General features: G+C 61.6%; 28 protein-coding genes and 1 other RNA gene. 17 read left to right on the top strand and 12 right to left on the bottom strand.

Annotation, left to right across the window (positions count from 1 at the left end; genetic code table 11):
* Positions 1-23 precede the first annotated feature (23 nt).
* Genes AMC99_RS04205 through AMC99_RS04200 form a run of 3 tightly spaced genes read right to left on the bottom strand, consistent with a single transcriptional unit; the run spans position 24 to position 2,100 of the window.
* Positions 24-467 (bottom strand): DNA polymerase III subunit chi, encoded by a 444-nt coding sequence (locus AMC99_RS04205; protein ID WP_061923196.1) that lies wholly within the window; start codon positions 465-467, stop codon positions 24-26.
* Complete coding sequence (locus tag AMC99_RS13850; protein WP_083440084.1) at positions 464-631, bottom strand: DUF2256 domain-containing protein; 168 nt, start codon at positions 629-631, stop codon at positions 464-466. The genes AMC99_RS04205 and AMC99_RS13850 overlap by 4 nt, the downstream gene beginning before the upstream one ends.
* A gap of 8 nt (positions 632-639) precedes the next feature.
* Positions 640-2,100, bottom strand: a complete 1,461-nt coding sequence (locus AMC99_RS04200; RefSeq protein ID WP_061923192.1) for a leucyl aminopeptidase — start codon at positions 2,098-2,100, stop codon at positions 640-642.
* Positions 2,101-2,213: 113 nt separating this feature from the next.
* On the opposite strand from AMC99_RS04200, the gene AMC99_RS04195 reads away from it, so the two are divergent.
* The 4 genes from AMC99_RS04195 (at position 2,214) to rsmA (ending at position 7,847) form a co-directional block, all read left to right on the top strand.
* On the top strand, positions 2,214-4,487 hold the full coding sequence (locus AMC99_RS04195; RefSeq protein WP_061923189.1) for an LPS-assembly protein LptD: 2,274 nt from the start codon (positions 2,214-2,216) through the stop codon (positions 4,485-4,487).
* Between the two features lie 165 nt (positions 4,488-4,652).
* Positions 4,653-5,999, top strand: coding sequence for a peptidylprolyl isomerase (locus AMC99_RS04190; protein ID WP_061923186.1), 1,347 nt, complete (start codon positions 4,653-4,655; stop codon positions 5,997-5,999).
* Complete coding sequence (pdxA, locus tag AMC99_RS04185) at positions 5,999-7,027, top strand: 4-hydroxythreonine-4-phosphate dehydrogenase PdxA (RefSeq protein ID WP_061923183.1); 1,029 nt, start codon at positions 5,999-6,001, stop codon at positions 7,025-7,027. The genes AMC99_RS04190 and pdxA overlap by 1 nt, the downstream gene beginning before the upstream one ends.
* Positions 7,020-7,847, top strand: coding sequence for a 16S rRNA (adenine(1518)-N(6)/adenine(1519)-N(6))-dimethyltransferase RsmA (gene rsmA / locus AMC99_RS04180; protein ID WP_061923180.1), 828 nt, complete (start codon positions 7,020-7,022; stop codon positions 7,845-7,847). Before pdxA ends, rsmA begins: the two co-directional genes overlap by 8 nt.
* Here the strand turns inward: rsmA and AMC99_RS04175 are convergent.
* Complete coding sequence (locus AMC99_RS04175; protein WP_061923177.1) at positions 7,834-8,424, bottom strand: hypothetical protein; 591 nt, start codon at positions 8,422-8,424, stop codon at positions 7,834-7,836. The two genes, rsmA and AMC99_RS04175, sit on opposite strands and share 14 nt — an antisense overlap.
* Positions 8,425-8,466: 42 nt before the next feature.
* Entirely contained in the window at positions 8,467-10,563 is a 2,097-nt protein-coding gene (locus tag AMC99_RS04170; protein ID WP_061923174.1) for a malate synthase G, read from the bottom strand.
* A 172-nt stretch (positions 10,564-10,735) separates the two neighbouring features.
* On the opposite strand from AMC99_RS04170, the gene AMC99_RS04165 reads away from it, so the two are divergent.
* The 5 genes from AMC99_RS04165 (at position 10,736) to AMC99_RS04145 (ending at position 14,928) form a co-directional block, all read left to right on the top strand.
* Positions 10,736-11,944 (top strand): hydrolase, encoded by a 1,209-nt coding sequence (locus AMC99_RS04165; RefSeq protein WP_061923171.1) that lies wholly within the window; start codon positions 10,736-10,738, stop codon positions 11,942-11,944.
* A complete protein-coding gene (locus AMC99_RS04160) occupies positions 11,941-12,957 on the top strand; it encodes an arginine N-succinyltransferase (RefSeq protein ID WP_061923168.1) in 1,017 nt (338 codons plus the stop codon). Before AMC99_RS04165 ends, AMC99_RS04160 begins: the two co-directional genes overlap by 4 nt.
* Complete coding sequence (locus AMC99_RS04155) at positions 12,954-14,210, top strand: N-succinylarginine dihydrolase (RefSeq protein ID WP_061923165.1); 1,257 nt, start codon at positions 12,954-12,956, stop codon at positions 14,208-14,210. Before AMC99_RS04160 ends, AMC99_RS04155 begins: the two co-directional genes overlap by 4 nt.
* Positions 14,211-14,343: 133 nt before the next feature.
* The gene (locus AMC99_RS04150; RefSeq protein WP_061923162.1) at positions 14,344-14,601 is read left to right on the top strand and encodes a hypothetical protein; all 258 of its coding nucleotides are present in this window, start codon (positions 14,344-14,346) and stop codon (positions 14,599-14,601) included.
* 87 nt (positions 14,602-14,688) lie between these two features.
* On the top strand, positions 14,689-14,928 hold the full coding sequence (locus AMC99_RS04145) for a hypothetical protein (RefSeq protein WP_157058248.1): 240 nt from the start codon (positions 14,689-14,691) through the stop codon (positions 14,926-14,928).
* 44 nt (positions 14,929-14,972) lie between these two features.
* Here AMC99_RS04145 and ssrA read toward each other — a convergent pair.
* Positions 14,973-15,318: a transfer-messenger RNA gene (ssrA, locus tag AMC99_RS04140) on the bottom strand.
* Positions 15,319-15,343: 25 nt separating this feature from the next.
* Positions 15,344-15,817, bottom strand: coding sequence for a large conductance mechanosensitive channel protein MscL (gene mscL, locus AMC99_RS04135; RefSeq protein WP_061923157.1), 474 nt, complete (start codon positions 15,815-15,817; stop codon positions 15,344-15,346).
* Between the two features lie 160 nt (positions 15,818-15,977).
* Between mscL and AMC99_RS04130 the strand changes: the two genes are divergently transcribed.
* The 5 genes from AMC99_RS04130 to AMC99_RS04110 are packed head-to-tail and all read left to right on the top strand — an operon-like array spanning position 15,978 to position 19,437.
* Positions 15,978-16,598, top strand: coding sequence for a LemA family protein (locus AMC99_RS04130; protein ID WP_061923155.1), 621 nt, complete (start codon positions 15,978-15,980; stop codon positions 16,596-16,598).
* 8 nt (positions 16,599-16,606) lie between these two features.
* Positions 16,607-17,422 carry a TPM domain-containing protein gene (locus AMC99_RS04125; protein WP_061923153.1) on the top strand — a complete coding sequence of 272 codons (816 nt, stop codon included), beginning with the start codon at positions 16,607-16,609 and terminating at the stop codon, positions 17,420-17,422.
* Complete coding sequence (locus AMC99_RS04120) at positions 17,422-18,099, top strand: TPM domain-containing protein (RefSeq protein WP_061923151.1); 678 nt, start codon at positions 17,422-17,424, stop codon at positions 18,097-18,099. The genes AMC99_RS04125 and AMC99_RS04120 overlap by 1 nt, the downstream gene beginning before the upstream one ends.
* A 10-nt stretch (positions 18,100-18,109) precedes the next feature.
* Entirely contained in the window at positions 18,110-18,652 is a 543-nt protein-coding gene (locus AMC99_RS04115; RefSeq protein ID WP_061923148.1) for an NUDIX hydrolase, read from the top strand.
* Positions 18,653-18,654: 2 nt separating this feature from the next.
* Positions 18,655-19,437 (top strand): SDR family oxidoreductase, encoded by a 783-nt coding sequence (locus tag AMC99_RS04110; RefSeq protein ID WP_061923145.1) that lies wholly within the window; start codon positions 18,655-18,657, stop codon positions 19,435-19,437.
* A 120-nt stretch (positions 19,438-19,557) separates the two neighbouring features.
* Here AMC99_RS04110 and AMC99_RS04105 read toward each other — a convergent pair whose 3' ends face one another.
* Genes AMC99_RS04105 through AMC99_RS14260 form a run of 3 tightly spaced genes read right to left on the bottom strand, consistent with a single transcriptional unit; the run spans position 19,558 to position 20,050 of the window.
* Positions 19,558-19,773: a PspC domain-containing protein gene (locus AMC99_RS04105; RefSeq protein WP_061923142.1), complete on the bottom strand. Its 216-nt coding sequence runs from the start codon at positions 19,771-19,773 to the stop codon at positions 19,558-19,560.
* Positions 19,770-19,892: a recombination protein F gene (locus AMC99_RS14085; protein ID WP_198143568.1), complete on the bottom strand. Its 123-nt coding sequence runs from the start codon at positions 19,890-19,892 to the stop codon at positions 19,770-19,772. Before AMC99_RS14085 ends, AMC99_RS04105 begins: the two co-directional genes overlap by 4 nt.
* A gap of 35 nt (positions 19,893-19,927) precedes the next feature.
* Positions 19,928-20,050: a hypothetical protein gene (locus AMC99_RS14260; RefSeq protein WP_257719955.1), complete on the bottom strand. Its 123-nt coding sequence runs from the start codon at positions 20,048-20,050 to the stop codon at positions 19,928-19,930.
* Positions 20,051-20,279: 229 nt separating this feature from the next.
* Here AMC99_RS14260 and recF point away from each other — a divergent pair, with 229 nt between their 5' ends.
* Positions 20,280-21,356, top strand: a complete 1,077-nt coding sequence (gene recF, locus AMC99_RS04100; RefSeq protein WP_061923139.1) for a DNA replication/repair protein RecF — start codon at positions 20,280-20,282, stop codon at positions 21,354-21,356.
* 3 nt (positions 21,357-21,359) lie between these two features.
* Here the strand turns inward: recF and AMC99_RS04095 are convergent, their stop codons facing one another.
* Positions 21,360-22,052, bottom strand: a complete 693-nt coding sequence (locus AMC99_RS04095; protein ID WP_061923136.1) for an arylesterase — start codon at positions 22,050-22,052, stop codon at positions 21,360-21,362.
* Positions 22,053-22,099: 47 nt separating this feature from the next.
* Between AMC99_RS04095 and AMC99_RS04090 the strand changes: the two genes are divergently transcribed.
* A complete protein-coding gene (locus AMC99_RS04090) occupies positions 22,100-22,795 on the top strand; it encodes an ABC transporter ATP-binding protein (RefSeq protein WP_061923133.1) in 696 nt (231 codons plus the stop codon).
* Complete coding sequence (locus AMC99_RS04085) at positions 22,792-25,323, top strand: ABC transporter permease (RefSeq protein ID WP_061923130.1); 2,532 nt, start codon at positions 22,792-22,794, stop codon at positions 25,321-25,323. Before AMC99_RS04090 ends, AMC99_RS04085 begins: the two co-directional genes overlap by 4 nt.
* A 5-nt stretch (positions 25,324-25,328) precedes the next feature.
* On the opposite strand, the gene AMC99_RS04080 is transcribed toward AMC99_RS04085, so the two are convergent.
* Positions 25,329-25,784, bottom strand: a complete 456-nt coding sequence (locus AMC99_RS04080; RefSeq protein ID WP_061923125.1) for a DUF805 domain-containing protein — start codon at positions 25,782-25,784, stop codon at positions 25,329-25,331.
* Positions 25,785-25,811: the final 27 nt, after the last annotated feature.

Below are 25,811 nucleotides of genomic sequence, written 5' to 3'. Positions count from 1 at the left end.
CTAAAACGGTGGCTCGACGAAGACTAGGCGCCGGCGCGCCATTTTCCACGCTCGTCCTGCTTGTGTATTTCGCGCTGAACCTGATCGTTACCGTCAAGCTCGCGCCACAAATTTCGAGCGGCTTCGGTCTCGTCAGGACCGAACAGGAGCAGAGCACGCTCGAATTGCAGTGCCTCGTCGCGCCATTTCCCGTCCGCCATGATGACGATCTTGGCAGCATTCAGGGCACCTGCACTGTCAGACAACAGGATGGGTTGGCGGTCGGGCCCTGGTTGCGTGACATCGCCATTGGCAAGGAATTCCTCTGCCCCGCTGCGCCACATCTCGCGGCTCAGTATCTTGCGGTGTTCCACATCGGCGCTGACGACCAGCAAGCACTCGCCAAGCTCGGCCACCTTGCGGGCAAGCATGGCGACGACCCGTTCCACCGGATCGCGGCTGAGCTGGTAGAAATCCACACGGGTCATCCGCCGGTCCCCTCTGCCTTCGCTGGTTTATTACGCCGGCAACGATCGGAGCAATAGCGCACCTCGTCCCAGTCGCGCTCCCATTTCTTTCGCCAGGTGAAAGGAAGCCCGCACGCGGCGCAGATCTTCGATGGAAGATCGGACTTGCGACGCATGCGGGCCATTGATCTGTTCAACCCTTGACGGTGGTCCGGATGAAATCGTCCAGCAGGCGTGTGCCGAACCCTGTGGCACCCTTGTCCCAGGTGTGTCCCGGCTTGTCCGCCCAGACCATTCCCGCAATGTCGAGGTGCGCCCAAGGGGTGCCATTCTCGATGAAGCGCTGGAGGAATTGCGCTGCCGTGATCGAGCCTGCACCCTTGGGACCGATATTCTGCATGTCGGCGATCGGGCTGTTGATCATCTTGTCATATGCCGGCGACAGCGGGAAACGCCACAGCTTGTCGCCTGTGCGCTTGCCTGCGTCGAGCAGGTCGCCGGCCAGGCTGTCATCATTCGAGAACAGGCCGCCATGTTCGCTTCCCAGCGAAATGATCATCGCGCCAGTGAGGGTCGCCAGATCGACGATGCGGGCCGGCTTGAACTCACGCTGGACCCAGGTGAGCACGTCGCAAAGGACCAAGCGGCCTTCCGCGTCGGTGTTCAGCACCTCGATGGTCTGGCCGGACATCGACGTAACGATATCGCCAGGGCGCATTGCCTTGCCGTCGGGCATATTTTCGACCAGGCCGACAACGCCGACGACGTTCGCCTTGGCCTTGCGCTTTACGAGTGCAAGCATGGCGCCGACGACTGCACCCGAACCGCCCATATCCCACTTCATGTCGCCCATGCCCGGACCGGGCTTCAGCGAAATGCCGCCGGTGTCGAATGTCACGCCCTTGCCGACGAAAGCGATGGGCGCATCGGAAGGATTGCCGCCCATCCACTTGATCGCGAGGATACGCGAAGGCTGCTCGCTGCCCTGCCCAACGCCGAGCAGCGCGCCCATGCCCAGCTCTTCCATCTGGTCGTCATCGAGCACGACGAGCTCGGCACCGGTTCCGGCAAATGCCTTCTCGCAGCGATGCACGAAGCTGACCGGATAAAGCTTGTTGGCGGGTTCGGCGACCAGGTCGCGCGTAAACTCTACACCTTCTGCAAGAGCAGTCGCATCGACGAGGGCTTCGTCCGTACCCTTTGGCGCGTTCACAACGATGACGCTCGAAAGCGACTTCTTCTGCTCTTCTTTCAGCTTGGTGCGGTAGGCATCGTGACGCCAGCTGCGAAGACGCAGACCAAGCAGTACCGCGCCGGCATCGCTTGCGCTTAGCCCTGCCTGGCCAAGATCGAGGATCATCGACGCTTCGCCCGAACAGAGATATTTCGCAGCCAGTGCCGCGCCTGCTTTTTCAAGATTGAGCTTGCGGTCCTTAGACTTCGCATCGCCTGCGCCAGCGAGCGCGACACGGGTCAGCTTGCCGCCTTCCGCGCTGAAACCTTCGAACGTCTGTCCTGCGCGCCCCTTGAAGCGGGCTGCGTCCGCGCCATCGGTGATGGCGCCGTCGAGTCCCGTCGGCCTCACGCCTTCGTTCACCACGATGGCATGGAGGCGAATGTCGCCGGGCTTGGTGTCGCTAATCTGGATTTGCATGAAGTCTCCGCATACTATGCTCTGGTACGGCAGATGCGGACGTATCCGCGCAGCTTAACCTACCGCTTCCAATGGCGATTGCGATTAGGCGCGAGCGGTGCAATAGGCAACCCATGCTCCCCGACAGCCAACCCTCGAAGCAGGCAGTTCCTTATCGCTTGCAGGCCGTTGCTTTAGCCGCGTTCGTCATCGTAGCGCCGCATTCGGCATTGGCTCAGTCAGGGACGGACATCGCCAGCCAGGATGCGGCCGACAACCCGGTTACCGCCGAAGACGCGCAGGGCACCCGCTCGATCGATTTCGAAGCCGACGAGCTCGCCTATGACAGCGAGGCGGATGTCGTCACGGCAAGCGGGAATGTCGTTCTGCGCAGCGAGGACCGCTCGGTAAGGGCCGACAAGGTTACCTGGAACCGCGAAGGCGGGACGATCCTGGCCACCGGCAACGTCCGCTTCGTCGACGAGCGTGGCAACCAGCTCTACACCGAAAGCGTCGAACTGACCGACACTTTCGAGACCGGCGCAATGGAAGAATTGCTGCTCGCCCTGCGCGCTGGCGGTCGTCTGGCGGCACGATCGGGCGAACGCGGCGAAGACGGTACGGTCATCTTGAAAGACGCCGCCTACAGCGCCTGCGTCGTGCAGAACGCCGACGGATGCGACAAGAAACCCAGCTGGCGCATAACGGCAGATCGGGTCACCTACGACCCCGAACAAAACCGCATCCGCTTCAAGGGCGCGATGCTAGAGTTGTTTGGCGCACGCATACTCCCGCTTCCGGGCCTTGCCGTGCGGAGCGACGGCAGCGCGACTTCGGGTTTTCTGGTCCCCGACCTTCGTTTCTCCGAATCCAACGGGATCGAGATCAGCGGCAGCTATTACATGCGCTTTGCCGAAAACAAGGACCTAACGCTCGGCGCATATCTCTATTCTCAGGCGAACCCGATGGTGTCGGCCGAATGGAGGCATCTGACCGACAAGGGCGCCTATCAGGTCACCGGTTACGCCACGCATAGCAGCCGCATTTCGGATTTCACCGGTGTCGCGACGAGCGAAGCCGACCCCCGCGGCTATCTGTTCACGAATGGCCGGTTCCAGTTTTCGCCCGAATGGAGCCTCACCGGCTCCATCAGGCTGGCAAGCGATCGGACATTCCTGCGCCGTTACGACATCAGCCGCGACGACAGGCTTCGCTCGACCATCAACCTCGAGCGGATAGACCGGGATTCCTATTTCTCGGTCTCGGGATGGGCCACGCAGACGCTGCGGCTGGATGCGGATCAGGGACAGGTTCCCCTCGCCCTTCCGATCATCGATTATCGTCGCCGCTTGGCCGATCCGGTTTTCGGCGGCACGGTCGAATTGCACGCCAACAGCCTGAGCATCGTCCGCAGCGAAGGCCAGGATACGCAGCGCGCCTTTGCAGGAGCGAGGTGGGACATGCGCCGCCTGACCGGCATGGGGCAGGTCGTCACCTTGACAGGCCTCGTGCGCGGCGACGTCTATCACACTGATGAAACAGGGCTGACTTCGACCGCGATCTATCGCGGCAACCCGGGCTGGGAGACACGTGGCGTCGCGCTGGGTGCAGTCGACGTCGAATGGCCTTTCGTCGGAGAAGCGTTTGGCGGAACGCAGGTGTTCAAACCGCGCATCCAGCTTGTCGCATCTCCATCGATCAAGAATTTGGCGATCCCGAACGAGGATGCGCGCGCAATCGATCTGGAAGATTCGAACCTCTTCGCGCTCAACCGTTTCCCTGGCTACGACCGGCTCGAAGACGGGGTCAGGTTGACCTACGGTTTTGACTGGGAGCTTTTCCGTCCCGGCTGGCGCATCAAGTCCACGATCGGTCAGTCCTACCGCTTCGACAAGGATTCGACGATCCTGCCCGATGGCACCGGGCTGTCGGAGCGCGTTTCTGACTTCGTCGGGCGAACAGAGGTCCGTTTCCGCGACTTCGTCAAATTCACGCACCGCTTCCGTCTCGACAAGGACAATCTGGCGATCCGGCGGAACGAATTCGATGCGACGGTGGGCAACCGGCGCACCTACGCCGAAATCGGATATTTGCGCCTCAACCGCGACATTTCGACGGTGGAGGACTTGCAGGACCGCGAGGAATTGCGGGTTGCCGCGCGTATCGCTTTTGCCGAATACTGGTCGGTGTTCGGTGCCGGCGTATTCAACCTGACCGACCGCGAGGAAGACCCCAGCTTCAACTCCGACGGCTTCGAACCGATCCGCACCCGTCTGGGCGTGGCATACCAGGATGACTGCCTGGAATTCGGCGCAACATGGCGGCGCGATTTCGCCACCGCGGGCGATGCCGAACGCGGCGATACTTTCCAGCTGTTCTTCTCTCTTCGCAATCTCGGCGTGCGCTAGTCGGCGCGCGGCGGGCAAAACCCCCTGAATTCAGCAGCGCAGGCGTTGGCTAAGCCGAACAAACACGCTATTCGCCGCCCGCGAAACTCAGGAAATGTTCAGCCGGTCATTGGCATCGGCTCGACCAACCCGGCGCAATTGGCGCGCTGTAAATGGATTGAACGCGTGACACGTAAGATTTTTTCGACCTGCCTTGCTTCATTCGCCGCGATTGCGACCGTGCTTGCTCCTGTCAGTGTGGCGGCCCAGGCGACTGCCCCGATGGGCGACCCGCTGGCACTGCCCTCCGATCTGACGATCTTCGGCAAGGATGATCCGAACGTTCGCACCGCGACCGCCATCGTCAATGGACATGTCATCACCGGCACGGACGTGGAACAACGCCTCGCTCTCCTGCTCGCCGCTTCCCAGAACGAAGTATCGGCCGAAGAAATGCAGCAACTGCGCATGCAGGTGCTCCGCAACCTGATCGACGAGACGCTTCAGATCCAGGAGGCGAAGGCCCAGGAAATTGAAGTCCAGCAACCGGAAATCGACCAGGCTTTCGCTCGTGTCGCGGCGCAGAATTTCGGCGACAATCCCGACGGCATGAACAAGTATCTCGCCTCGATCGGATCCTCGGTTGGTTCGCTCAAGCGCCAGATCGAAGGCGAACTGGCATGGCAGCGGCTGCTCAGCCGCAATGTCGTTCCTTTCGTGAATGTCTCCGAAGAAGAAGTTCGCGACGTCATGAAACGGCTCGAGGAATCGCGCGGCACCGAGGAATACCGGCTTGGGGAAATCTTCCTCTCGGCGAATAGCGAAAACGCCGAGTCGGTCGGACAGAATGCCGTCCGCATTGTCGAGCAGCTCCGCCAGGGCGGCAGCTTCCTCGCCTATGCCCGCCAGTTCTCCGAAGCGACCACCGCTGCGACCGGCGGCGATCTGGGCTGGATTCGCCTGCCCCAGTTGCGTTCGCCCCAGCTCGAGGAAATCGTGCGCGGGATGGAACCCGGCCAACTCGTGGGCCCTGTCGAAATTCCCGGCGGCTTCTGGATCGTTTACCTGATCGACAAGCGGCAGGTCCTGATGGCCGATCCGCGCGATGCCGTGCTCAGCCTGAAGCAGATCTCGATCGAATTCCCAGCTGGGGTGACCCAGGAACAGGCAACGCAGAGGGTCCAGAACTTCACTGCCGGCGTCCAGACGATCAGGGGATGCGGCGATGCTGAAACCGCAGCCGCTCGCATTGGTGCCAGCGTCGTGACCAACGACCAGATTCGCGCCCGTTCGCTTCCCGACCAGCTGCAAACTCTCGTCCTAAACCTGCAGGTTGGTCAGACAACGCCCCCGTTCGGTTCGGTGGAAGAAGGCGTTCGCGTTCTGATGCTGTGCGGCCGCGACGATCCTGTTGCGCAGGGTGGCCCCAGCTTCGACCAGATGATGTCTGAAATCGAAGACGAACGCGTCAGCAAGCGCGCCCAGCGTTACCTCCGCGACCTGCGCAACGACGCCTATATCGAATACAATTGATGCCCAACCCTCCCCTCGATGCACCGATCGCAATTTCGATCGGTGACCCGGCGGGGATCGGACCGGAACTGATTGCCGAGGCCTGGTTGCAACGCAGCCGGGCCTCGCTCTTTCCGTTTGCCGTGATCGGTGGGCATGAAGTGCTTGCGGCAGCGGCACGTGAGCGCGGCATCGACGTGCCACTCGCACCCATCTCCGATTTTTCGCAAGCCTTCGACACATTCGACGAAGCACTTCCGGTCCTGGCCGGGTTAGACGCACGGTATCATCCCGGCCATCCGGACGAAGCGGGTGCCGCGCTTGCGCTGGGGTCACTTCAGCATGCAACCAAGCTGGCCATTTCAGGCGCAGCATCTGCCCTGGTCACGGCTCCGATTGCGAAGGCTGAACTGGCGAAAATCGGCTTCGGATATCCGGGACAGACAGAGTTTCTTGCCGCAGCCTGCGATTTGCCGGCACGCGATGCCGTCATGATGCTGGCCGGAACATCGCTCCGCACAGTGCCTGTCACTATCCATTGCGCTCTGGCCGAGGTTCCCGGCCTCCTGAGCATCGACCTGATCCGTCACAAGGTTGCGATCACTGCACGCGCCCTCGCACGCGATTTCGGCATCGAGCATCCCCACCTCGCCATTGCCGGTCTCAACCCCCACGCCGGTGAAGGCGGGAGGTTCGGAAACGAGGAGTCCACGATCATCGAACCCGCCATAGCCGCGCTGCGCGAGGAAGGTTTGGATGTTTCGGGCCCCTATCCCGGGGATGCTCTGTTCACTCCTCGCGCCCGCAGCCAGTTCCATGCTGCGATTTGCATGTATCACGACCAAGCGTTGATCCCGCTGAAAGCGCTCGAGTTCGATGAAGGCGTCAACGTAACGCTTGGCCTGCCGATTGTCCGGACCTCACCAGATCATGGGACCGCCTTCGACATCGCCGGCAAGGGACTTGCCAGCCCCGATGCGTTCATCGCGGCGGTCCGTATGGCGGGCGAATGTGCCTACCGCCGAGAGGCGCGACACAGACATGGCTGAACTGCCACCCTTACGGGAAGTCATCGCACGTCACGGGTTGAGCGCATCCAAAGCACTCGGCCAGAACTTCCTCTTCGACGCGCAATTGCTCGACCGGATCGCGGCGATACCGGGCGATCTTGCGGACAAGGCTGTCCTGGAAATCGGCCCCGGCCCCGGAGGCCTTACCCGCGCATTGCTCAAGGCAGGGGCCAGGGTCACCGCTATCGAAATGGACAAGCGCTGCCTGCCCGCGCTCGCCGAACTCGGTGATGCATATCCCGGCCGCCTGAACGTCATCCAGGGCGATGCCCTCAAGCTCGACCACGCAGAAATCATGAACGGCGAATCCTTCGCCGTGCTTTCGAACCTGCCCTACAATGTCGGGACTGCCCTTTTCGTGCGCTGGCTAGGAGGTGAAGCTTGGCCGCCGCTCTGGACCAGCCTGACCCTGATGTTCCAGCAGGAGGTCGCCCAGCGCATCGTCGCGCAGCCCGACACATCGGCATACGGCCGATTAGCGGTACTCGCCCAGTGGAGAGCGCGCGCGAAGCTGGCGATGAAGGTTCACCGCAGCGCCTTTACCCCGCCTCCCAAGGTGATGAGCGCGATCGTCCATGTCGAGCCTGCCGCGATGCCGGAGGGCGTAAGCGCCCGCATGCTCGAGCGGCTGACCGAGGCCGCATTCGGGCAGCGCCGCAAGATGCTCCGCCAGAGCCTGAAATCGGTGCCAGGCGCTCTCGAAGCACTCGAATGCCTAGGAATAGATCCTCAAAGGCGCGCCGAGACTGTCTCTGTCGATGAATTCGTGTCGCTGGCACGGGAACTCAGCGCCGGGTAATTCCCCTCAATCGCCAGACGACATCGGCGAACTGAGCGAGGAAATCTTCTTCCAACGCCAGAGCCTTTTCGGCCATTGCTGCCGCTCCATTCGGGTCCTTCCCTGTCTCATGCAGGATGAGCGCGTAACCGGCATTATACATCAGCACCATGTCAGGGGCGGTGTCCGGCGGCTGGCCAATACCATGCAGGATATCGAGCGCAGGCAGGTAGTGCTTCTCCGACATGTAGCGCGCTGCCAGAAATGCAAACTGGATGGGCGAACCGACATAGAGCGCCTGTCCGTCGCCTTTGTCGGAGATACCTTCCAGGTATTCGTCCAGCGCTTTCTCATATCCGCCCGAGGCAAACCTCGCGCGTGACGCTGCCATCCGCGCACGCGCATCATCGAAATTGTCAGTCCGGGTCTCGAAATAGAAATCCACCAGCCGGAGCGCGACTTCGGGAAAGCTTTCAGCGAGGGTCAGCGCCTGAATGACGATATACTGGTCACGCTGCGCCCGGGCGCGCCGCAGCTTTTCGAAGAAGAACGCTTCGATCTCATCGTTCCATTCGGTTTGACGATACCAGTCGGCCATTGCGGCAGGCTATCCGGGTGACGGCCCGCCGAAAAGCAAAAATCAGTCCGCTTTCTTCACCTGGCGCCAATGGTGGAGCAACGGCTCGGTATAGCCGCTCGGCTGTTGGACGCCCTTGAAGACGAGGTCTTTTGCAGCCTGAAAGGCAGGGTGATCCTCGTTGCCGACCAGCGGCTCGTAGAACGGGTCGCCGGCGTTCTGCTCGTCGACCTTGGCCGCCATCCGGCGGAGGCTGTCCATCACCTGCTCTTCGGAAACGACGCCGTGCAGCAGCCAGTTGGCCATGTGCTGGCTGGAAATGCGCAGGGTCGCGCGGTCTTCCATCAGTCCTACATCGTTGATGTCCGGAACCTTCGAACAGCCGACGCCCTGGTCGATCCAGCGAACGACGTAGCCGAGCAAGCCCTGCGCGTTATTGTCGAGTTCCTCGCGCAGTTCGTCCTCCGACCAGTTCACGCCCTTGGCCAGGGGAATGGTCAGAAGGTCATCGAGCGGCGGGATTTCGCCGAGCCCCTTCTGGACCTCGAACACGTCTGTCTGGTGGTAATGCAGCGCGTGGAGCGTTGCAGCGGTCGGCGAAGGGACCCATGCCGTATTTGCGCCTGCGTTGAGATGGCCGATTTTTTCGACCATCATCTGTTTCATCAGGTCGGGAGCGGCCCACATGCCCTTGCCGATTTGCGCGCGGCCCGAAAGACCATGCTTCAGGCCGATTGCCACATTGCGCTTTTCGTATGCCTGCAGCCAGGCAGAGCTTTTCATCTCGCCCTTGCGGACCATAGGACCGGCCTGCATCGAGGTGTGAATTTCATCGCCTGTGCGATCGAGGAAGCCAGTGTTGATGAATACGACCCTGTCGCGGACCGCCTCGATACACGCACCAAGATTGGCGCTCGTCCGGCGTTCTTCGTCCATGACGCCAACCTTGATAGTATGGCGAGGCAGGCCGAGCAGATCCTCGACCGCGTCGAAGAGGTCGTTGGTGAATGCGCATTCTTCAGGCCCGTGCATCTTGGGCTTCACGATGTAGATGCTGCCGCAGCGCGAATTGCCGTATTTTGCATGGCCTTCGACGTCGAGCGTGCTGATGGCTGAGGTGAACACCGCGTCCATGATCCCTTCGGGAATTTCGCCGCCATCAGCCAGAGTGATTGCCGGATTGGTCATCAGATGGCCGACATTGCGCACGAACAGCAGGCTGCGTCCGGGCAGGCTGTGTGTCGAACCGTCCGCCGCCGTATAGGTCTTGTCGGCAGCAAGCGTCCGGGTCATCTGCCGGCCGCCCTTTTCGAAGGAATCGCTCAAATCGCCGCGGATAACGCCCAGCCAGTTTGTGTAAGCGAGCAGCTTGTCTTCCGCATCGACCGCAGCGACCGAATCCTCGCAGTCGCAGATAGTGGTCAGGGCAGCTTCGACGACGATATCGCTGATGCCGGCCTTGTCCGTCCGACCGACGGGTTGCTCGCGATCGAATTGCACTTCGATGTGAAGACCGTTGTCCTTGAACAACAGGCCTTTTTCCGTCTTTCCGACATACTGGCTTTCGTCCTGCAGCTTGCCGTCGTTCTCGTCGGCTAGGTCGGCCCAGCTCTGGTCAACCAGTGGCAGCGCTTGGTCGAGGAACTCGCGGCCGCGCGCGATAACCGCGGCCCCACGTTCCTCGTCATAGCCGCCGGGGCGTGCCGGCGGCGCATCGAGCGCATCGGTGCCATAGAACGCGTCGTAGAGGCTGCCCCAGCGTGCATTGGCGGCGTTAAGGAGAAAACGCGCATTAAGAATGGGTACGACGAGCTGCGGCCCGGCCATGGTCGCAATTTCCGGATCGACGTTCCGGCTCCCGATGGTGAAATCACCCGGTTCAGGGACGAGATAACCGATCTCGCGGAGGAAATCCTGGTATTCGCCCTGGTCGATCGGTTTGCCGCGACGCTCCGTATGCCAAGCATCGATCTGCGCCTGAAGGTCGTCGCGTTTTGCAAGAAGCGCGCGATTGCGCGGTACGAAATCGGCTAGAAGATCTGCGAAACCCTGCCAGAAACCGGCCTGATCGCGGCCAAGCGGCACGAGAACTTCGTTTTCGATAAAGTTGGCCAGTTTGGCATCGACGGTGATGCCCGAACGAGTGACGGTATCGCTCACAGATTCCTCGCGTGTTAAGTCCTGCCAAGCAGCAAGGGACAATTGAAACTCGGGTTTCCCGGGGAGGAATTAGCCCGCCTATGACCAAACACCTGCGCGATTGCAACCGGGCAGGTCACAAACGTCCGTGACGGGTTGGACTTGGCCTCGCCCGCGTCTAAGGCGGTTGCGAATGAAACTGGATGCCACTCAAGAAAAGCTTGTCGAGCCGATCGACCAGGAAGCGATGCTGGCGCATGCCAGGTCGTGGAGCGCGATCAACACCGGGACAGCCAACCTCGATGGGCTGGCGCAGATGGCGCAAGCGCTGGCGAGCGAGTTTTCCGTCCTGCCCGGCGAAGTCGAACTAATAGATCCCGCTCCGGTTAGCGCCATCGACCCCGACGGTACGGAGGTCGAGCGCAAGTTCGGCCAGCACATGGTGCTGCGCGTCAGGCCGGAAGCAGAGCGACGCCTGCTCTTCACCGGCCACATGGATACGGTTTTCCCGAAAGATCACCCGTTTCAGCAGCAGCAATGGGTCGACGACGCGGTTTTGAACGGTCCCGGCCTTGCCGACATGAAGGGCGGTATTGCCGTGATCCTTCACGCGCTTAAGGCCTTCGAACAATCCGAATATGCCGGGCGCATCGGCTATGACGTCCTCATCAATTCCGACGAAGAGACAGGCTCGCTGGCCTCCGCACCGCTGATCGAACAGCTGGCCAAGGGCAAATATGCGGCGCTGACCTACGAGCCGTCCGCCCTGCCCGACGGTACGCTGGCGCATGCTCGCGGCGGCAGTGGCAATTACTCGCTGACAATCACCGGCAAGAGCGCCCATGCCGGACGCAACCCGCAGGATGGACGCAATGCCATCGTGGCCGCGGCAGCGCTGGTCCTTGGCCTCAAGCAACTGCAGAGCGACGAATGTCCGGTCAATCCGGCAAAGATCGACGGCGGTGCCGCCAACAACGTCGTGCCGGATCATGCCGTGCTCCGTTTCAACATTCGGCCCAAGAGCCCCGACGCGGCCGATGCATTCGAAAGCGGCCTTGCCCGGCTGATCGGCGAAGTCCAGCAATCGCACGAGGTCTCGATCCATCGCCACGGGGGGATTACCCGCCCTCCGAAGCCTGTCGATCGGCGCGCGCAGAAACTGTTCGACCTGGTGCGCGATTGCGGGGCGACGCTGGGCCAGGAGATTGGCTGGCAGTCCACCGGTGGCGTTTGCGACGGCAACAATATCGCCGCGACAGGCGTCCCTGTCGTCGACACGATGGGCGTGCGGGGCGGTGCAATCCATAGCCCCCAGGAATTCATGATCGTTTCGTCTTTGTGGGAACGCGCCGCGCTGTCGGCGCTGGTGCTCCACAAGCTTGCTTCGGAGGATGTGTTTTGACCTTTCGCCTGCGCGCGGCCCGCGCCGACGACCTTGAACCGCTGTACGAGATGGCGAAGCTCACCGGCGGTGGCTTCACCAACCTGCCACCCGACCGCAATGCGCTTTCGGGCAAGCTTGGCCGTGCGAGTGCAGCCTTCGCCAACGAAACCGACGAGATTTGCGACGAACAGTTCGTCCTGATCCTGGAAAACGCGCAGACCGGGGCAATCCGCGGAACCTGCCAGCTGATGACGCAGGTCGGCCAGCAGTGGCCGTTCTATTCATATCGGTTGAACACACTGACGCAGTATAGCCAGGAACTCGACCGCACGGTCCGCGCCGAGATGCTGAGCCTGGTGACAGACCTCGAAGGGTCAAGCGAAGTCGGGGGCCTGTTCCTGCATCCCAACGAAAGGGCAGGCGGCCTTGGCCTGCTGCTCGCGCGCAGCCGTTACCTGTTCATCGCGATGCACCGCGCGCGCTTTGCGGACCGTGTGCTGGCCGAACTCCGCGGCATCATCGACGAACGCGGCGGCTCACCCTTCTGGGATGGCGTCGCCGGGCGCTTCTTCGGGATGAATTTCCAGGAAGCCGACTATTTCAACGCCATCAATGGCAACCAGTTCATTGCCGACCTGATGCCGAAGCACCCGGTCTATGTCGCAATGCTTGACGACGATGCGCGCAGCGTGATCGGCGTACCGCATCCGACCGGACGCGCAGCCATGCGGATGCTCGAGAACGAGGGTTTCCATTACGACGGCTATGTCGACATCTTCGACGGCGGCCCGACCATGGTGGCGCGCACCGATGAGGTGGTGAGCGTCAAGAATTCCGAGCAGCGGACCATTTCGGGTATCGAAACGACCGAGGGCGAACGCGCAATCATCGCCACGGGCAAACTCGCGACTTTCCGGGCCTGTTACGGCGCTCGCAAGCTCAACGAAGACGGTACCATTTCCATTGACGCGCAAGCTGCCGACATCCTCGACGTGAAGGGCGGCGACACCGTGTGGAGCGTTGCACGATGAGCGAACTGGTAGAGATCAATTTCGACGGGATTGTCGGCCCCAGCCACAACTACGCCGGCCTAAGCCTCGGCAATCTCGCGGCGACAGCGCATAAGGGCGATACTTCGTATCCGCGCGCGGCTGCGCTGCAGGGTCTGGCAAAGATGCGCGCCAATATGGCTCGCGGCCTTGCCCAGGGCTATCTACTGCCCCTGCCTCGCCCCAACTGGCACCTGTCTAAAGCCCTCGCGCTCGACGAGACCGCACCTCCCGAACTGGTTGCCGCTGCCTGGTCGGCGAGCTCCATGTGGACGGCGAATGCGGCAACGGTGAGCCCGGCTCCCGATACCGGCGACGGGCGTTGCCATCTCACTCCGGCAAACCTTGTCACCATGGTCCACCGCGCACAGGAATGGCCCGATACCAAGCGGCAACTCGAGGTCGCTTTCGGCAACCGGGAACATTTCGCGGTTCACGATGCCGTCCCGCCGACTTTCGGCGACGAAGGTGCGGCAAACCACATGCGGCTGTGCAGCAAGCATGACCAGGCAGGTGTCGAGGTTTTCGTTTACGGTCGGCCGGGCGGCAAGTTTCCTGCACGCCAGCACGAACAGGCCAGCCGGGCAGTCGCCCGCGCTCATGGCCTTGCTCCCGAACGTGCGGTCTTCATCGAACAGAGCCCGATCGCGATCGAAGCCGGCGCGTTTCACAACGACGTCGTTGCGGTCGCAAACGAAGACGTGGTGTTTGCGCACGAACTCGCCTTTGCCGACCGGCAGGGCGCCTATGATGCGATGCGGGCGGCCTTCCCCGCACTGCAGGTCGTGGAAGTGCCTGATAGTGCAGTCAGCCTTGCAGAGGCGATCCGCAGCTATCTGTTCAACGCCCAGCTTGTCACCATTCCAGGCGGTGGGGGCATGGCCCTCGTCGTTCCGGAAGAATGCCGCGAAAGCGCTGCCGTCTGGGGCTGGCTGGAACAGATGCTGGCTGGCAACGGACCCATTCGCGAAGTCTGGCCGGTAGATGTCCGACAATCGATGGCCAATGGTGGCGGTCCTGCATGCTTGCGCCTGCGCGTGGTGGCTGATCCGGCGACCGTCGATCAGCGCTTCATCCTCGACGAGGAGAAGGCAGACCGGATCGAGGCTGTCATCGACAAGTACTGGCCCGAGAAAATCGATGTCTGGCAAATCGGCGACGGCGATCTTGCAGCGCAGGTGATCGAAGCACGAAATGCGCTTCTATCTGTCCTGAATCTGGACGAACTCATCTGATTTCGGCGCCTAAGGGTTAACAAACTGGACACCTTTTGCGGCCTCGGTAGTATTACCGGGACGTTAAGTTCATTCCGACCTGCCGGTTCGATTGGTACCCGGCCCGCAGATCTGGATGCCGCCAGGTGATTGGATGCTAAACAAGATACGCAGGCTGTTTGTGATCAAGACGCGCTTCGAAGCGTATCTGATCATCTACGCCCTTGCTCTTGGTGCAATGACCCGCGGCGCGCACTACACCCTGCAATACCCCGGCTGGGGCGGCTATCTCCTGTGGGCTGCCACTGCCGGCGCGGTATTCCTGGGTGGCGCGAAAATCCTCGACGCTATTCGCTACGAGCAGGAAGCGAAGGCGAAGGCCGAAGCAGAGGTTAACCCGCAAGAGGCCTGAGCTTCCCGCCGCTCGGCAAAAGACCCTGATATTGCGCAAACCAGCCGCATCCGGCAGGATCGTACTTGTTCAAACGGGGCAGGTATTATGGAACGTCACGGCGCTTTGGTCGGTTGGGGTCATCACGACATGGGCAACCGCGTCATGCTGAAACTGCAAAGCTTTCACTCGCTCGAAGAGAAGGAGCAGGACGGCGAGCCCGACCAGTTCCGCTTCATCATGAGCAAGCAGCAGGCCGCCGTGCTCGGCAATTACCTGATGGAAATTTCCGGCCAGACGGCCGCGACCCAAGGTCAGCGAAGCCTGTTCCGGCGATTGTTCGGATAGGAAAGAAGGTGGGGGTTTCTGTTGCTAGCTACCCCCGGAGCCCCGGAATCCGCTTCTGTTGCCCGGTGGGTCCAACCGCGCTTTAGCTTTGTAAATTCAGGCCGTTAGGCCATCGAATTACGCTGCGAGAGCGAGTGCTTCGTTATCGTTGGCACTTGTGTGTTTTGAACAGTTTTACGGGGTACTCAGCCCGGGCGAAAACACTGCCTTTCAGCACACGTCGATCCTAGTTCGGCCCCGTCATAAACCCCCGTTTTCACGGGGCTTTGTGGTGGAGCCGCCGGGTACTGCCCCCGGGTCCGTTGTACCTATTACACAGCGCAGTTTATCGCCATATCCCGCAAAAACGGGCGAGGCCTATATAGGCTCCGCCCGCTTAATGTGAAGTGAAGTACGTGTTTTAATTGGCGGCAGGTCAGCCCATCGGGCCGTTCTGCGGAGCGCCCGGAGCTCCCGATTTCAGGGCATCGCGGATTTCCGCCAGCAGTTCGACCTCGGTCGGACCAGCAGCTTCGGCGGGTGCTTCCTCTTCCTTCTTTTCGAACTGCGCCGTTACCTTGTTCGCGTAACGAACGAGCAGGAAGATGATGAAAGCAAGGATCACGAAATTGAACGCTGCGGTGATGAATGCGCCATAGCCGATCATTGCTGCGCCGGCTTCCTTGAGGGCGGCGTAATCGGTCATCGACCCTTCGTATCCCTCGGGTGCGCTGAGCAGGATGAAATACTGACTGAAATCGGCACCGCCGAAGATCCAGCCGACAAAAGGCATGATCAGATCGTCGGTCATCGAGCCTACGATCGTCGCAAATGCGCCGCCGATAATCACAGCGACCGCGAGTTCCATCACGTTACCCTTGGCAATGAAATCCCTGAATTCTGACAGCATTGAATGTCCCTTCCCACCGTTGAAGTCAGCCGCAGGAATACACGGTTAACAGCGCTTGCCAAGGATAGTTGGGACATTCGTAAGTTCTTGAAATGTCACTGCGGTGTGCTATCTATATAATACAGATTTGCAGACCCCCTGCACTCCAAGGGAGAATTCGATGAATTGGAAATCCGTGCGCCGTTTCGGCGTTGTCGTTCTTGCCTCGATCGGACTTGCAGCATGCGGCATCAACTCGGTCCCTGCGGCCGAAGAAAATGCCAAGGCAAAATGGGCAGACGTTCAGGCAGCCTTCCAGGCCCGCGCCAATCTCATTCCCAACCTTGCAGAAGTGGCACAGGGTGCGGCCGAACAGGAACGCGGCATCCTGACCGATGTGGTCGAAGCACGTGCCAAGGCGACCAGCATCCAGCTTTCAGCGGACGATCTGAACGATCCGGCAAAGATGGCGGAATTCCAGGCTGCCCAGGGCCAGCTGGGCCAGGGGATCGGCCGACTGCTGGCGAATTTCGAAGCCTATCCGCAGCTCCAGTCGATCGCGAACTACCAGATGCTGCAGAGCCAGCTCGAAGGTTCGGAAAACAAGATCCGGATCGCGATCAAGGATTATAACGAGGCCGTGCGCCAGTATAACACCACGATCCGTACCTTCCCGGACACGATCGGTGCCAACATCATCCACGGTGCCGAACCGATGGTTCCTTATGAAGCCGTGACGCCGGGTGCCGAAGTTGCTCCCGAACTCGACATGACGCCGAACAGCTCGACCCAGGCCGAGTAAAAAACCCGATGCGTCAGATCGCTTTCCTGTTCGCCATGCTGGCGGCGCTTCTCGCGTCGCCGGCATTGGCCGCGCCGGACTTTCCGGAACTTAGCGGCCGGGTGGTCGACAATGCCGACCTTCTATCCCCGGCACAGGAGGCGGAACTCACGTCGAAACTCAAAGCGCTGGAAACACAGTCGCAGCGGCAATTCGTCGTGGCGACCATTCCCGACCTCGAGGGCTACGACATCTCCGACTACGGCTATCAGCTTGGCCGCGAGTGGGGCATCGGCGATGCAGAACGCAATGACGGCGCCCTGCTGATTGTCGCCCCCAATGAACGCAAGGTGCGGATCGAGGTCGGGTACGGTCTCGAACCTGTCCTGACCGACGGACTTTCAGGCCTGATCGTCCAGCAGCAGATCCTGCCGCGCTTCAGAGATGGAGACATGGCAGGCGGGATCATTGCTGGCGCCAATGCAGTGGTCCAGCAACTCCAGCTGCCCGACGAGGAAGCACAGCGCATCGCGCAGGAAGCCAATCAGAAGCGCGAGAGTGACGGAGGATTTCCGGTCGGCGCACTGATCTGGATCGTCTTCATCCTGATCTTCTTCATCCTTCCCATGTTGCGTGGCGGACGCCGCCGCCGTCGTTTCGGCGGCGCTGTTGGCGACATCATCCTGTGGGAAGTCGGATCGGCCATCGCGCGCAGCGCGATGAATGGCGGCAACGATTGGGGCGGCAGAAGCTCCGGCGGTTTCGGCGGTGGTTTCGGCGGAGGCGGTGGCTTTTCCGGCGGTGGCGGTAGTTTCGGTGGCGGCGGCGCCTCGGGAGGCTGGTAATGGCAAGATACCTCGACGATACCGGCCACGCGATCGTTTCAAGCGCGGTTGCACAGGCCGAACTGGAAACGTCCGGCGAAATCGTGACCGTGCTTGCCGACCGCTCGGACGGCTATACTGACGTCGCGCTATGGTGGTCCATCGCCGCGGCCTTCACCGCCATGTCGGCGATGACGCTGTTCCCCGAATTCTATCTCGACAAGCTGACCTGGCTGATGGGCGGCTGGAGCCATGATTGGACCAACGGCGAATTGTTCGGCCTGATCACCGGAGTCGGATTTCTCAAGTTCATCGGGATGATGCTGATCCAGCAATGGCAGCCGCTCAAGTTCTGGCTGGTACCGGGACCGGTCAAGCGCACGCGCGTGCGCGAACAGGCGATCAAGCATTTCAAGGTGGGTGCGGAACGTCGGACGCACGGCCGCACCGGCATTCTCCTCTACCTTTCGATGCGCGAACACCGCGCGGAAATCGTTGCCGACGAACCGATCGCGCTGAAGGTCCCTGCCGAAGTCTGGGGCGAGGCCATGGCCGACATGCTGGGCGAGATCAAACAGGGCCACATTGCCCAAGGGCTGGCTGCCGGGGTGCGCGATGTCGGCAAGGTTCTCAGCGAGCACTTCCCGCGCAGCGAAGATGACCAGAACGAGTTGCCTGACCGCCTGATCGAAGTCTAACGCACTCCGAATGAGCGATCCTGATGCCGAAAAGCCGGAGGAAATCGTCTGGCAGGGCAAATTCATCACGACGAAGCGACGCGGCCGCTGGGAATATGTCGGCCGTTCACGCAACATCCGCGCAGCCGTCATCCTCGCGGTCGAAGACGGTCATGTCCTGCTGGTCGAACAATATCGCGTCCCGCTGGGCAGAAATTGCCTCGAATTGCCGGCGGGGCTGATCGGCGACGATGAAGGCGCAGATGGTGAAAGCGATCTCGACGCGGCCGGGCGCGAACTGGAGGAAGAGACCGGGTACCGCGCAGCACGGCTCGAAAACCTCGGTACTTATTATTCCTCGCCGGGCATGGTCAGCGAAAGCTTCACCCTCGTGCGCGCATCGCAGCTGGCGAAGGTCGGCAAAGGTGGTGGAACCGATAGCGAGGACATCACCGTCCACCGCGTCGACCTCTCCTACCTCGAACAATTCATTGCAGCAAAGCGTGAGGAAGGTTGCGGGATCGACGTCCGGCTGCTCTTGCTGCGCGGACACGAAATTCTAGCGGGAGAGTAAAAATGGCAGGACGGGTAGCGGGCAAGCTGGCCCTGGTTACGGGCGCGGCACAGGGACTTGGCGCAGCGCACTCGCGGCGTCTCGCCGAAGAAGGCGCCCGCGTGCTTTGCACCGACATCAACGGCGAAGGGGCTGAAGCGACCGCTGCCGCCATCAATGCCGATCTCGGCGACGGCACCGCCTATGGCATCCAGCATGACGTCACCGATCCTGCTGCGTGGGAGGCTGCCGTCGATGCGGCACGCGAAAACCTCGGCGGGCTCAACGTACTCGTCAACAATGCCGGGATCGGCGTCGGCGGCAATATCGAAACCTGCACGTTTGAGGACTGGCAGAAATGCTTTTCGGTCAATGTCGATTCGATCTTTCACGGTTGCCAGAAGGCGCTGCCCTTGATGCGCGAACACGCGCCGGGATCGATCATCAACATTTCAAGCATCGCCGGCCTGATCGCCAGCGACACCATGCCTGCGTATAATGCGTCCAAGGCTGCGGTATGGATGCTGTCGAAATCGATCGCGCTGCATTGTGCGAAGAACAACATGCAGATCCGCTGCAATTCGGTGCACCCGACATTCGTGGATACGCCGATCCTGGATGGAACGGCCAAGCATCACAATCTCGACAAGGGCGTGCTGCTAGACAAGCTGGCGCGTCAGATACCGCTGAAATTCGTGGGTGAACCGAACGATATCGCCAATGCGGTCCTGTATCTCGCCAGCGACGAAAGCCGCTTCATGACCGGAGCCGAACTCAAGCTGGACGGCGGCATATCGGCGATGTGACCTGCCCCGGGACGCGGACGGCAGATACGAAAGAGGGGCCGCTTGGGCCCCTCCCGGTTTGTTCGACAATGGAGGCGCGGCTGCTCCGTAAACCGGGATGCAGTTGACAGGTGCCGCGCCTTAGTCTGCGATCAGTGCGATCGCGAGATAGATCAGGATGAACGATCCGAAACCGATCAACGTGCCGGCTACGAAGCCGAGGCGGACGATCATTGGGTTGATCCCGAAATAGTTGGCAATCCCGGCGCATACGCCGAACACCTTGCCGTTGCGGCGGTCGAGCTCGAAGCTTTTGCTGGGCGGACCGCTGCGGTCGTTCTTTGCTACCTTGTTCATGCCATTGCTCCCAGGCTGGGCATTGCAGGGACGATCGCGGTGGCTAGGAAGACCGCCGAGATGGCAATTGCGGAAACGGCGGCGGCGAGGCGGCTACCATTGTCCAGAAGAGCAAACATCGAATTATTCCTTTCTTGAGTAATCTGGTTGGCGATCAAGCGAACAGCGTGGGGCTGGCAGGGATGATCGCGGTTGCGAAAAACATTGCCGAGATGGCGAAAGCGGTGACGGCGGCGAAGAAGCGGCTGCCGGTGTTCGAATTGCTAAGCATGGTCATTTTTCCTCATTCGTTTTGTCCTTCAGGCCCTTCCCTCCGGACACAAAAATGATTGCATAGGCCGTGCCAAAACACGGAAATCGCAGAATTCTGCGGTTTTCTGAACATTCATTCATGAAGCACTTGTTCATCAAAACGAAAGGTTGGGAAATTTTCCCAACATTCAGGATCAGTGGATTCCGCGCGCATTTCCGTGGCCTCGCGGCCCAGTTTTGCTAGGGCGGTGGCAATGGCGCTCGACCGCATCTCGCTCTACAATTTCCGCAATCATGCGGCGAACGAACTTGCCGATACGCGCCAGTTCAACCTGCTCGTGGGCGAGAACGGGGCAGGAAAGACAAACGTGCTGGAGGCGCTATCCCTCCTGGCGCCGGGGCGTGGCCTGCGGCGGGCCTCGCTCGAAGAAATGGTTGGACCTGCAACGGCATCGGGCTTCGCCATAGGCGCCAGCCTCAACGAACAGGGCCATGAAAGCGCCAGGCTCGGCACATACGTAGAGGGTGAGCGACCGGGCCGCCGGCTAGTCCGTATCAACGGGGCGGAAGCGAGCGCCACTAGTTTGGGCGAGTGGCTCGCCATGGGCTGGCTGACTCCTGCCATGGATCGCCTGTTCACGGATTCCGCCGGGGCGCGCCGGCGCCATATCGACCGCATGGCCCTCGCCCTCGACCCTGCCCATGCGCGCAATGTGACGCGGTTCGAAGCAGCCTTGCGCGAACGCAACAAGCTGCTCGAAAGCGGCGGCGACGCCACTTGGCTCGCCGCGATCGAAGTGCAGGTCGCCGAACACGGCGAACGGGTTGCCAGCGGGCGTTCGCTCCTCGTCAGCGCACTGGGCGATGAACTATCCACCCTCCCCGACCAGCCCTTTGCGCGGCCGCTACTGACCTACCGTGCCGGCGGACCGATGGAATTCGAAGCGCTGAGGGAAGAGTTCCGGCGCCAGAGAGGCCGAGACCGCGCCGCCGGTCGTGCATTGTCCGGCCCCCATCGCGACGAGCTGGAAGTGGTCATGGCCGGATCGGGGCAAGCTGCTGCGGTCTGTTCGACCGGCGAACAAAAAGCGATGCTGATCGCCATGACACTTGCTCATGCTTCGCTTGCCGCCGAAGGCCGACCAGGCGTGCTTCTGCTCGATGAAGTTGCCGCGCACCTCGATCCTGTCCGCCGCGGCGCATTGTTCGACCGGCTTCGTCAGGGCCGCGCACAGGTCTGGCTGACCGGCACGGAGAGCGGCCCGTTCTCGGAAATCCTCGGCGAAGCGGCGGTATGGCAGGTGGCGGGCGGAAAACTCACCCGCCTCTAGGCATCAATCGAGCGCTTCTTCGACTTCGTCGACCGTATCCTCGACAATCAGGTCGATCCCCTGGGGGGTCGGATGGATCCGGTCATTCTGGAAAAGGCCCGGATCGGTATAGATCGCTTCGAGGAAGAACGGCACGAGATCCGCCCCGTATTCCTTGGCGAGCGCCGGATAGAGGCCGTCGAATTGCGCGGTGAATTCGCCTCCATAATTCGGTGGAGACCTCATCCCCATCAGCAGCACATCGATGTCCCGCTTCTTCAACTCGTCGAGCATTGCCTCGAAATTGGCCCTCGTTTCGGCAGGAGGCAGGCCGCGCAGCAAATCGTTACCGCCCAGTTCCAGGATCACGAGGTCCGGCTTTTCCTTCTGCGCGTCGAGCGTGAAGGCAAGCCGCTGCCGACCTGCAGCCGAAGTATCGCCCGATACGCCGGCATTCACTACATTGGCGTTGAAGCCACGCGCCCTCAGGGCATCTTCCAGGCGTGCGGGATAACTCTCTGATTTCTCTACGCCATAGCCTGCAAAAAGGCTGTCGCCGAAGGCGAGGATGTCGACCTCGGGAGCGTCTGCGGGAACTGCCCGCTCGGATTCAGGGTTGATAGCCGCGCCATCCTTGCCGGGCTCTTCCGAATTGCAGCCCACAAGGGCGAACGCCAAAATCAACGCCAACAGTTTCGACCAGCTGCCAACAGCCATCTGCAAGTCTCCTTGTTTACCCCCCATGCCTATGCCATCGAGGCCTCGTGACAAACCCTTCTCTCGCAATTTCCGCCCGTAACCTGAAACTCACCCTCGGCAGCGATGCCGCGCCGGTCGAAATCCTGCGCGGGATCGATCTCGATATCGCCGATGGAGAGATCGTCGCCCTGCTGGGACCTTCCGGTTCGGGCAAGAGCTCGCTCATGGCAGTCCTGTCGGGGCTCGAGCGCGCAACGTCAGGTTCGTTGACGGTCGCTGGTGCCGACTTTTCGACCCTCGATGAAGATGCACTGGCGCAGGCACGGCGCGGGCGTATCGGGATCGTCCTGCAGGCGTTCCATCTTTTGCCGACCATGACCGCAGCCGAAAACGTCGCGACGCCAATGGAACTTGCAGGCGAAATCGAGGGCGTTCGCGACCGGGCCGAAACGGAACTGACCGCAGTCGGGCTCGGCCACAGGCTCCACCATTATCCCACCCAGCTTTCGGGCGGCGAGCAACAGCGCGTCGCCATCGCTCGCGCCACGGCCCCGCGTCCTTCGCTCATCTTCGCGGACGAGCCCACAGGCAACCTCGATGCCGCGACCGGCCATGAAATCATCGACCTGCTCTTTTCCCGCCGCGCAGAGACGGGCGCGACCCTGCTCATCATCACCCATGATCCGGAACTTGCCGAACGCTGCGAGCGGGTGATCACCATGGCGGATGGCCAGATCGCCTCGGATACGGGCCGCCGATGAGTGAGGCGATCCCCGGCGGACTGAGCTGGAGCGGGGCATGGCGGATCGCGAAGCGCGATCTCCACGTCCGGTTCAAGGGCCTGCGCCTGCTGCTGGTCTGCATCTTCCTCGGCACGGCAGCTCTCGCTGCCATCGGCACGCTCAGCTCCGCCATCGAACGGGAGCTGTCTTCACGCGGGCAGGAACTGCTTGGCGGCGATCTCGAGGTCGAAGTCTGGCAACGCGACCTCAGTGCGGAAGAAAAAGCCGCGCTGGGCGAATACGGGGCAATCTCTGGCGGAACCCGTCTGCAAGCCATGGCGACGGTCGAGGAAGCCGCCGCACCGATCGAATTGAAGGCCGTCGATGCAGCATGGCCCCTGTACGGAACGCTGAAACTGGCGAGCGGTGCTGAAGCAGGCGCCCCCACCGGAAACGATGCGTGGCTCGCCCAGGGGGCGCTCGACAGGCTCGACATCTCTGTCGGCGATAGCTTCAGGATCGGGTCGGTCACATTGCGCGCGGCCGGCGTCATTGCCGACGAGCCTGACCGCCTGTCGGAGGGGTTCCAGCTAGGCCCGACGGTCATCGTCGCCGAAGACATACCGGCCAAGGCCGGCCTGCTTGCTCCCGGGTCGATGTATCAGAGCAAGTACCGCGTCGCGTTCGATGCGACCCGCGATCCGGAAACTGTGCAGGAAGCCATTGCGGAGCGTTTTCCCGATGCCGGTTTCGATTTTCGAACGCGTGACCGCGCCTCACCCGGTGCCGATCGCTTTGTCAGCCAGATGAGCGATTTCCTGACGCTCGTCGGACTTGCCGCGCTGGTAATTGCCGGGATCGGCATCGGCGGCGGCGTTACCTCCTATCTCGAAGCCCGCCGCACCAGCATCGCCACGCTCAAGGTCCTGGGCGCCACGAGCCGCGACATCGGCAAGATCTACGCTCTCCAGATCGGCACCGCCGCCCTGGTCGGCAGCGTTGCAGGGCTGGCCGTCGGAATACTCGTCACCCCCCTTCTCGGCTCCGCACTGGAAGGGCTGTTGCCAGTGGAGACCGGCTTCGTGATCGAGCCCGGGCCGCTACTTCTTGCGGCGGCTTATGGCCTGCTCGTCGCTTTCTCTTTCGCAGCAACACCATTGCTTCGCGCCCGCAGCTTCCCGGCAATGGCCTTGATGCGTGCCAAGGTTGCGCCCCTTGCCCGGGATCGCCGCGCCCTTGCGTGGACGGCGGCAGGCGTAGTGGCGATCTGCGCCCTCGCCCTGCTCACGACTGCACAGCCCATGCTCTCCGGCGGTTTCCTGATCGGTGCAGCCGCCGCTCTCGCCCTGCTCGCCGCCATTTCTGCCGGGATACGCGCAATCACCCGCAAGCTGCCACGCCCTTCGAACCCGCTTGTCCGCGCCGCCCTCGCCAATTTGCATCGTCCCGGTGCACAGACGGGATCGCTGGTCACGGCACTCGGCTTCGGTCTCGCCAGCTTCGTCCTGCTTGCTGCAGTACAGAGCGCGATCGATGGAAATATCGAGAAACGCGTACCACAAGAGGCACCGGATTACTTCGTCCTGGATATCCCGCGCGACCGGGCCGACGAGTTCCGCTCGCTGGTCGCAGCGCGTGCCGATGATGCCCAGATCCGCACCGTTCCGGCGCTGCGCGGGGCGATCCTTGCCTATGGCCCGCAAGAAGAGATGATCCGCGTCGACGAGCTCGAGGAAATTCCCGAGGGCGCCTGGGCGCTGCGCGGCGAGCGCGGCCTTACCTATGCCGACGAACTGCCCCCGGGCAATGTCGTCACCGACGGGGCCTGGTGGCCGGCAGATTATACTGGCGAACCGCTGGTTTCGATCGACGAGGAATTCGCGCAGACGGTGGACCTCAAGGTCGGTGACTACATCACCATCGGCGTGCTTGGCGTGGAACGCAGTGCGCGCATCGCCAATCTGCGCCGGATCGACTGGGAAAGCATGGGCTTCAACTACGTGCTCGTGTTTTCGTCGAACACTTTGCAGGATGCGCCGCATAATTTGGCGGCAACGATCGAGCTCGATGACAATGCAGAAGCGGGCGCGCTGCTGCGCGACCTTGTCCGCGCTTTCCCATCAAGCTCGGTGATCGAGGTAGGCCAGGTGCTGACCGAGGCGCGTACCATCCTGGAGCAAGTCGGTCTCGCAACGCTCGCCGCAGCGTCGGTCGCAGTGCTCGCGGGGCTGGCCGTACTGCTCGGAGCGATCGCCGCTGCCAGGGCGTCGCGTGTTTACGATACGGTCGTGCTGCGTGTTCTGGGTGCAAGCCGCAGGCAGGTCCTGTCGATGCAACTGGCGGAATACGGGCTTCTCGCAACCGTCCTTGCGGTCGTTGCGCTGGGCCTCGGATCGAGCCTCGCATGGGTCATCGTGACCCAGCTGTTCGAATTCGACTGGCTACCCGACTGGGGCGAGGTATTTGCCGTACTCGGCCTTGGCCTGGCCCTAGTCGTCGGTTTTGCCGTTGCCGGCTCGCTCCCCTTGTTGAGAGCGAAACCGGCACAGGCATTGCGCGAATTGTAATCGGCTTATTCGAAGATGCTCGCGCTCGTCGGGTCTTTCGGGTCCGGGCCAAAGCGGTTTGGCCCAGGGGTGCCCGGCAGCGCCATGAGGACGATGAAGCCGATCACGATGATGAAGTTCAGCAACGGGATCAAGCTGCCGACGATCACGCCCAGATACCACCAGCCGGACATGTCGCGGTCGTGCAGCCGTCGCACAGACACCGCGATCGAAGGGATCAGCGTGATAAGCCCCCAGCCGAGCAGCAGCAGGCCGAAGCCTCCCATCAGCCAGCCAAATGCGGCACCAGAGCCGGGATCGGTTTCATTGAAGACCGTACCTGCTCCGCCTGAGGCGAATAACAGAACATAGATTGCCGAGGTCACAAGGATGTTGAGCAGAGCAAACATCCAGAATTCCTTGCGGCGGGACCTGCCCGAGAATTCGAAATAACGCTTAAACGGTAGAATCATGTACTCCATGAAAGTCACCCCTTTCCCTTGGCTCCT

Source organism: Altererythrobacter epoxidivorans (genome assembly GCF_001281485.1).
In the GTDB taxonomy this organism is placed as follows: domain Bacteria; phylum Pseudomonadota; class Alphaproteobacteria; order Sphingomonadales; family Sphingomonadaceae; genus Erythrobacter; species Erythrobacter epoxidivorans.
The sequence above is the reverse complement of the archived record's forward strand: the minus strand, read 5'-3'. Positions and strand labels throughout refer to the sequence as shown.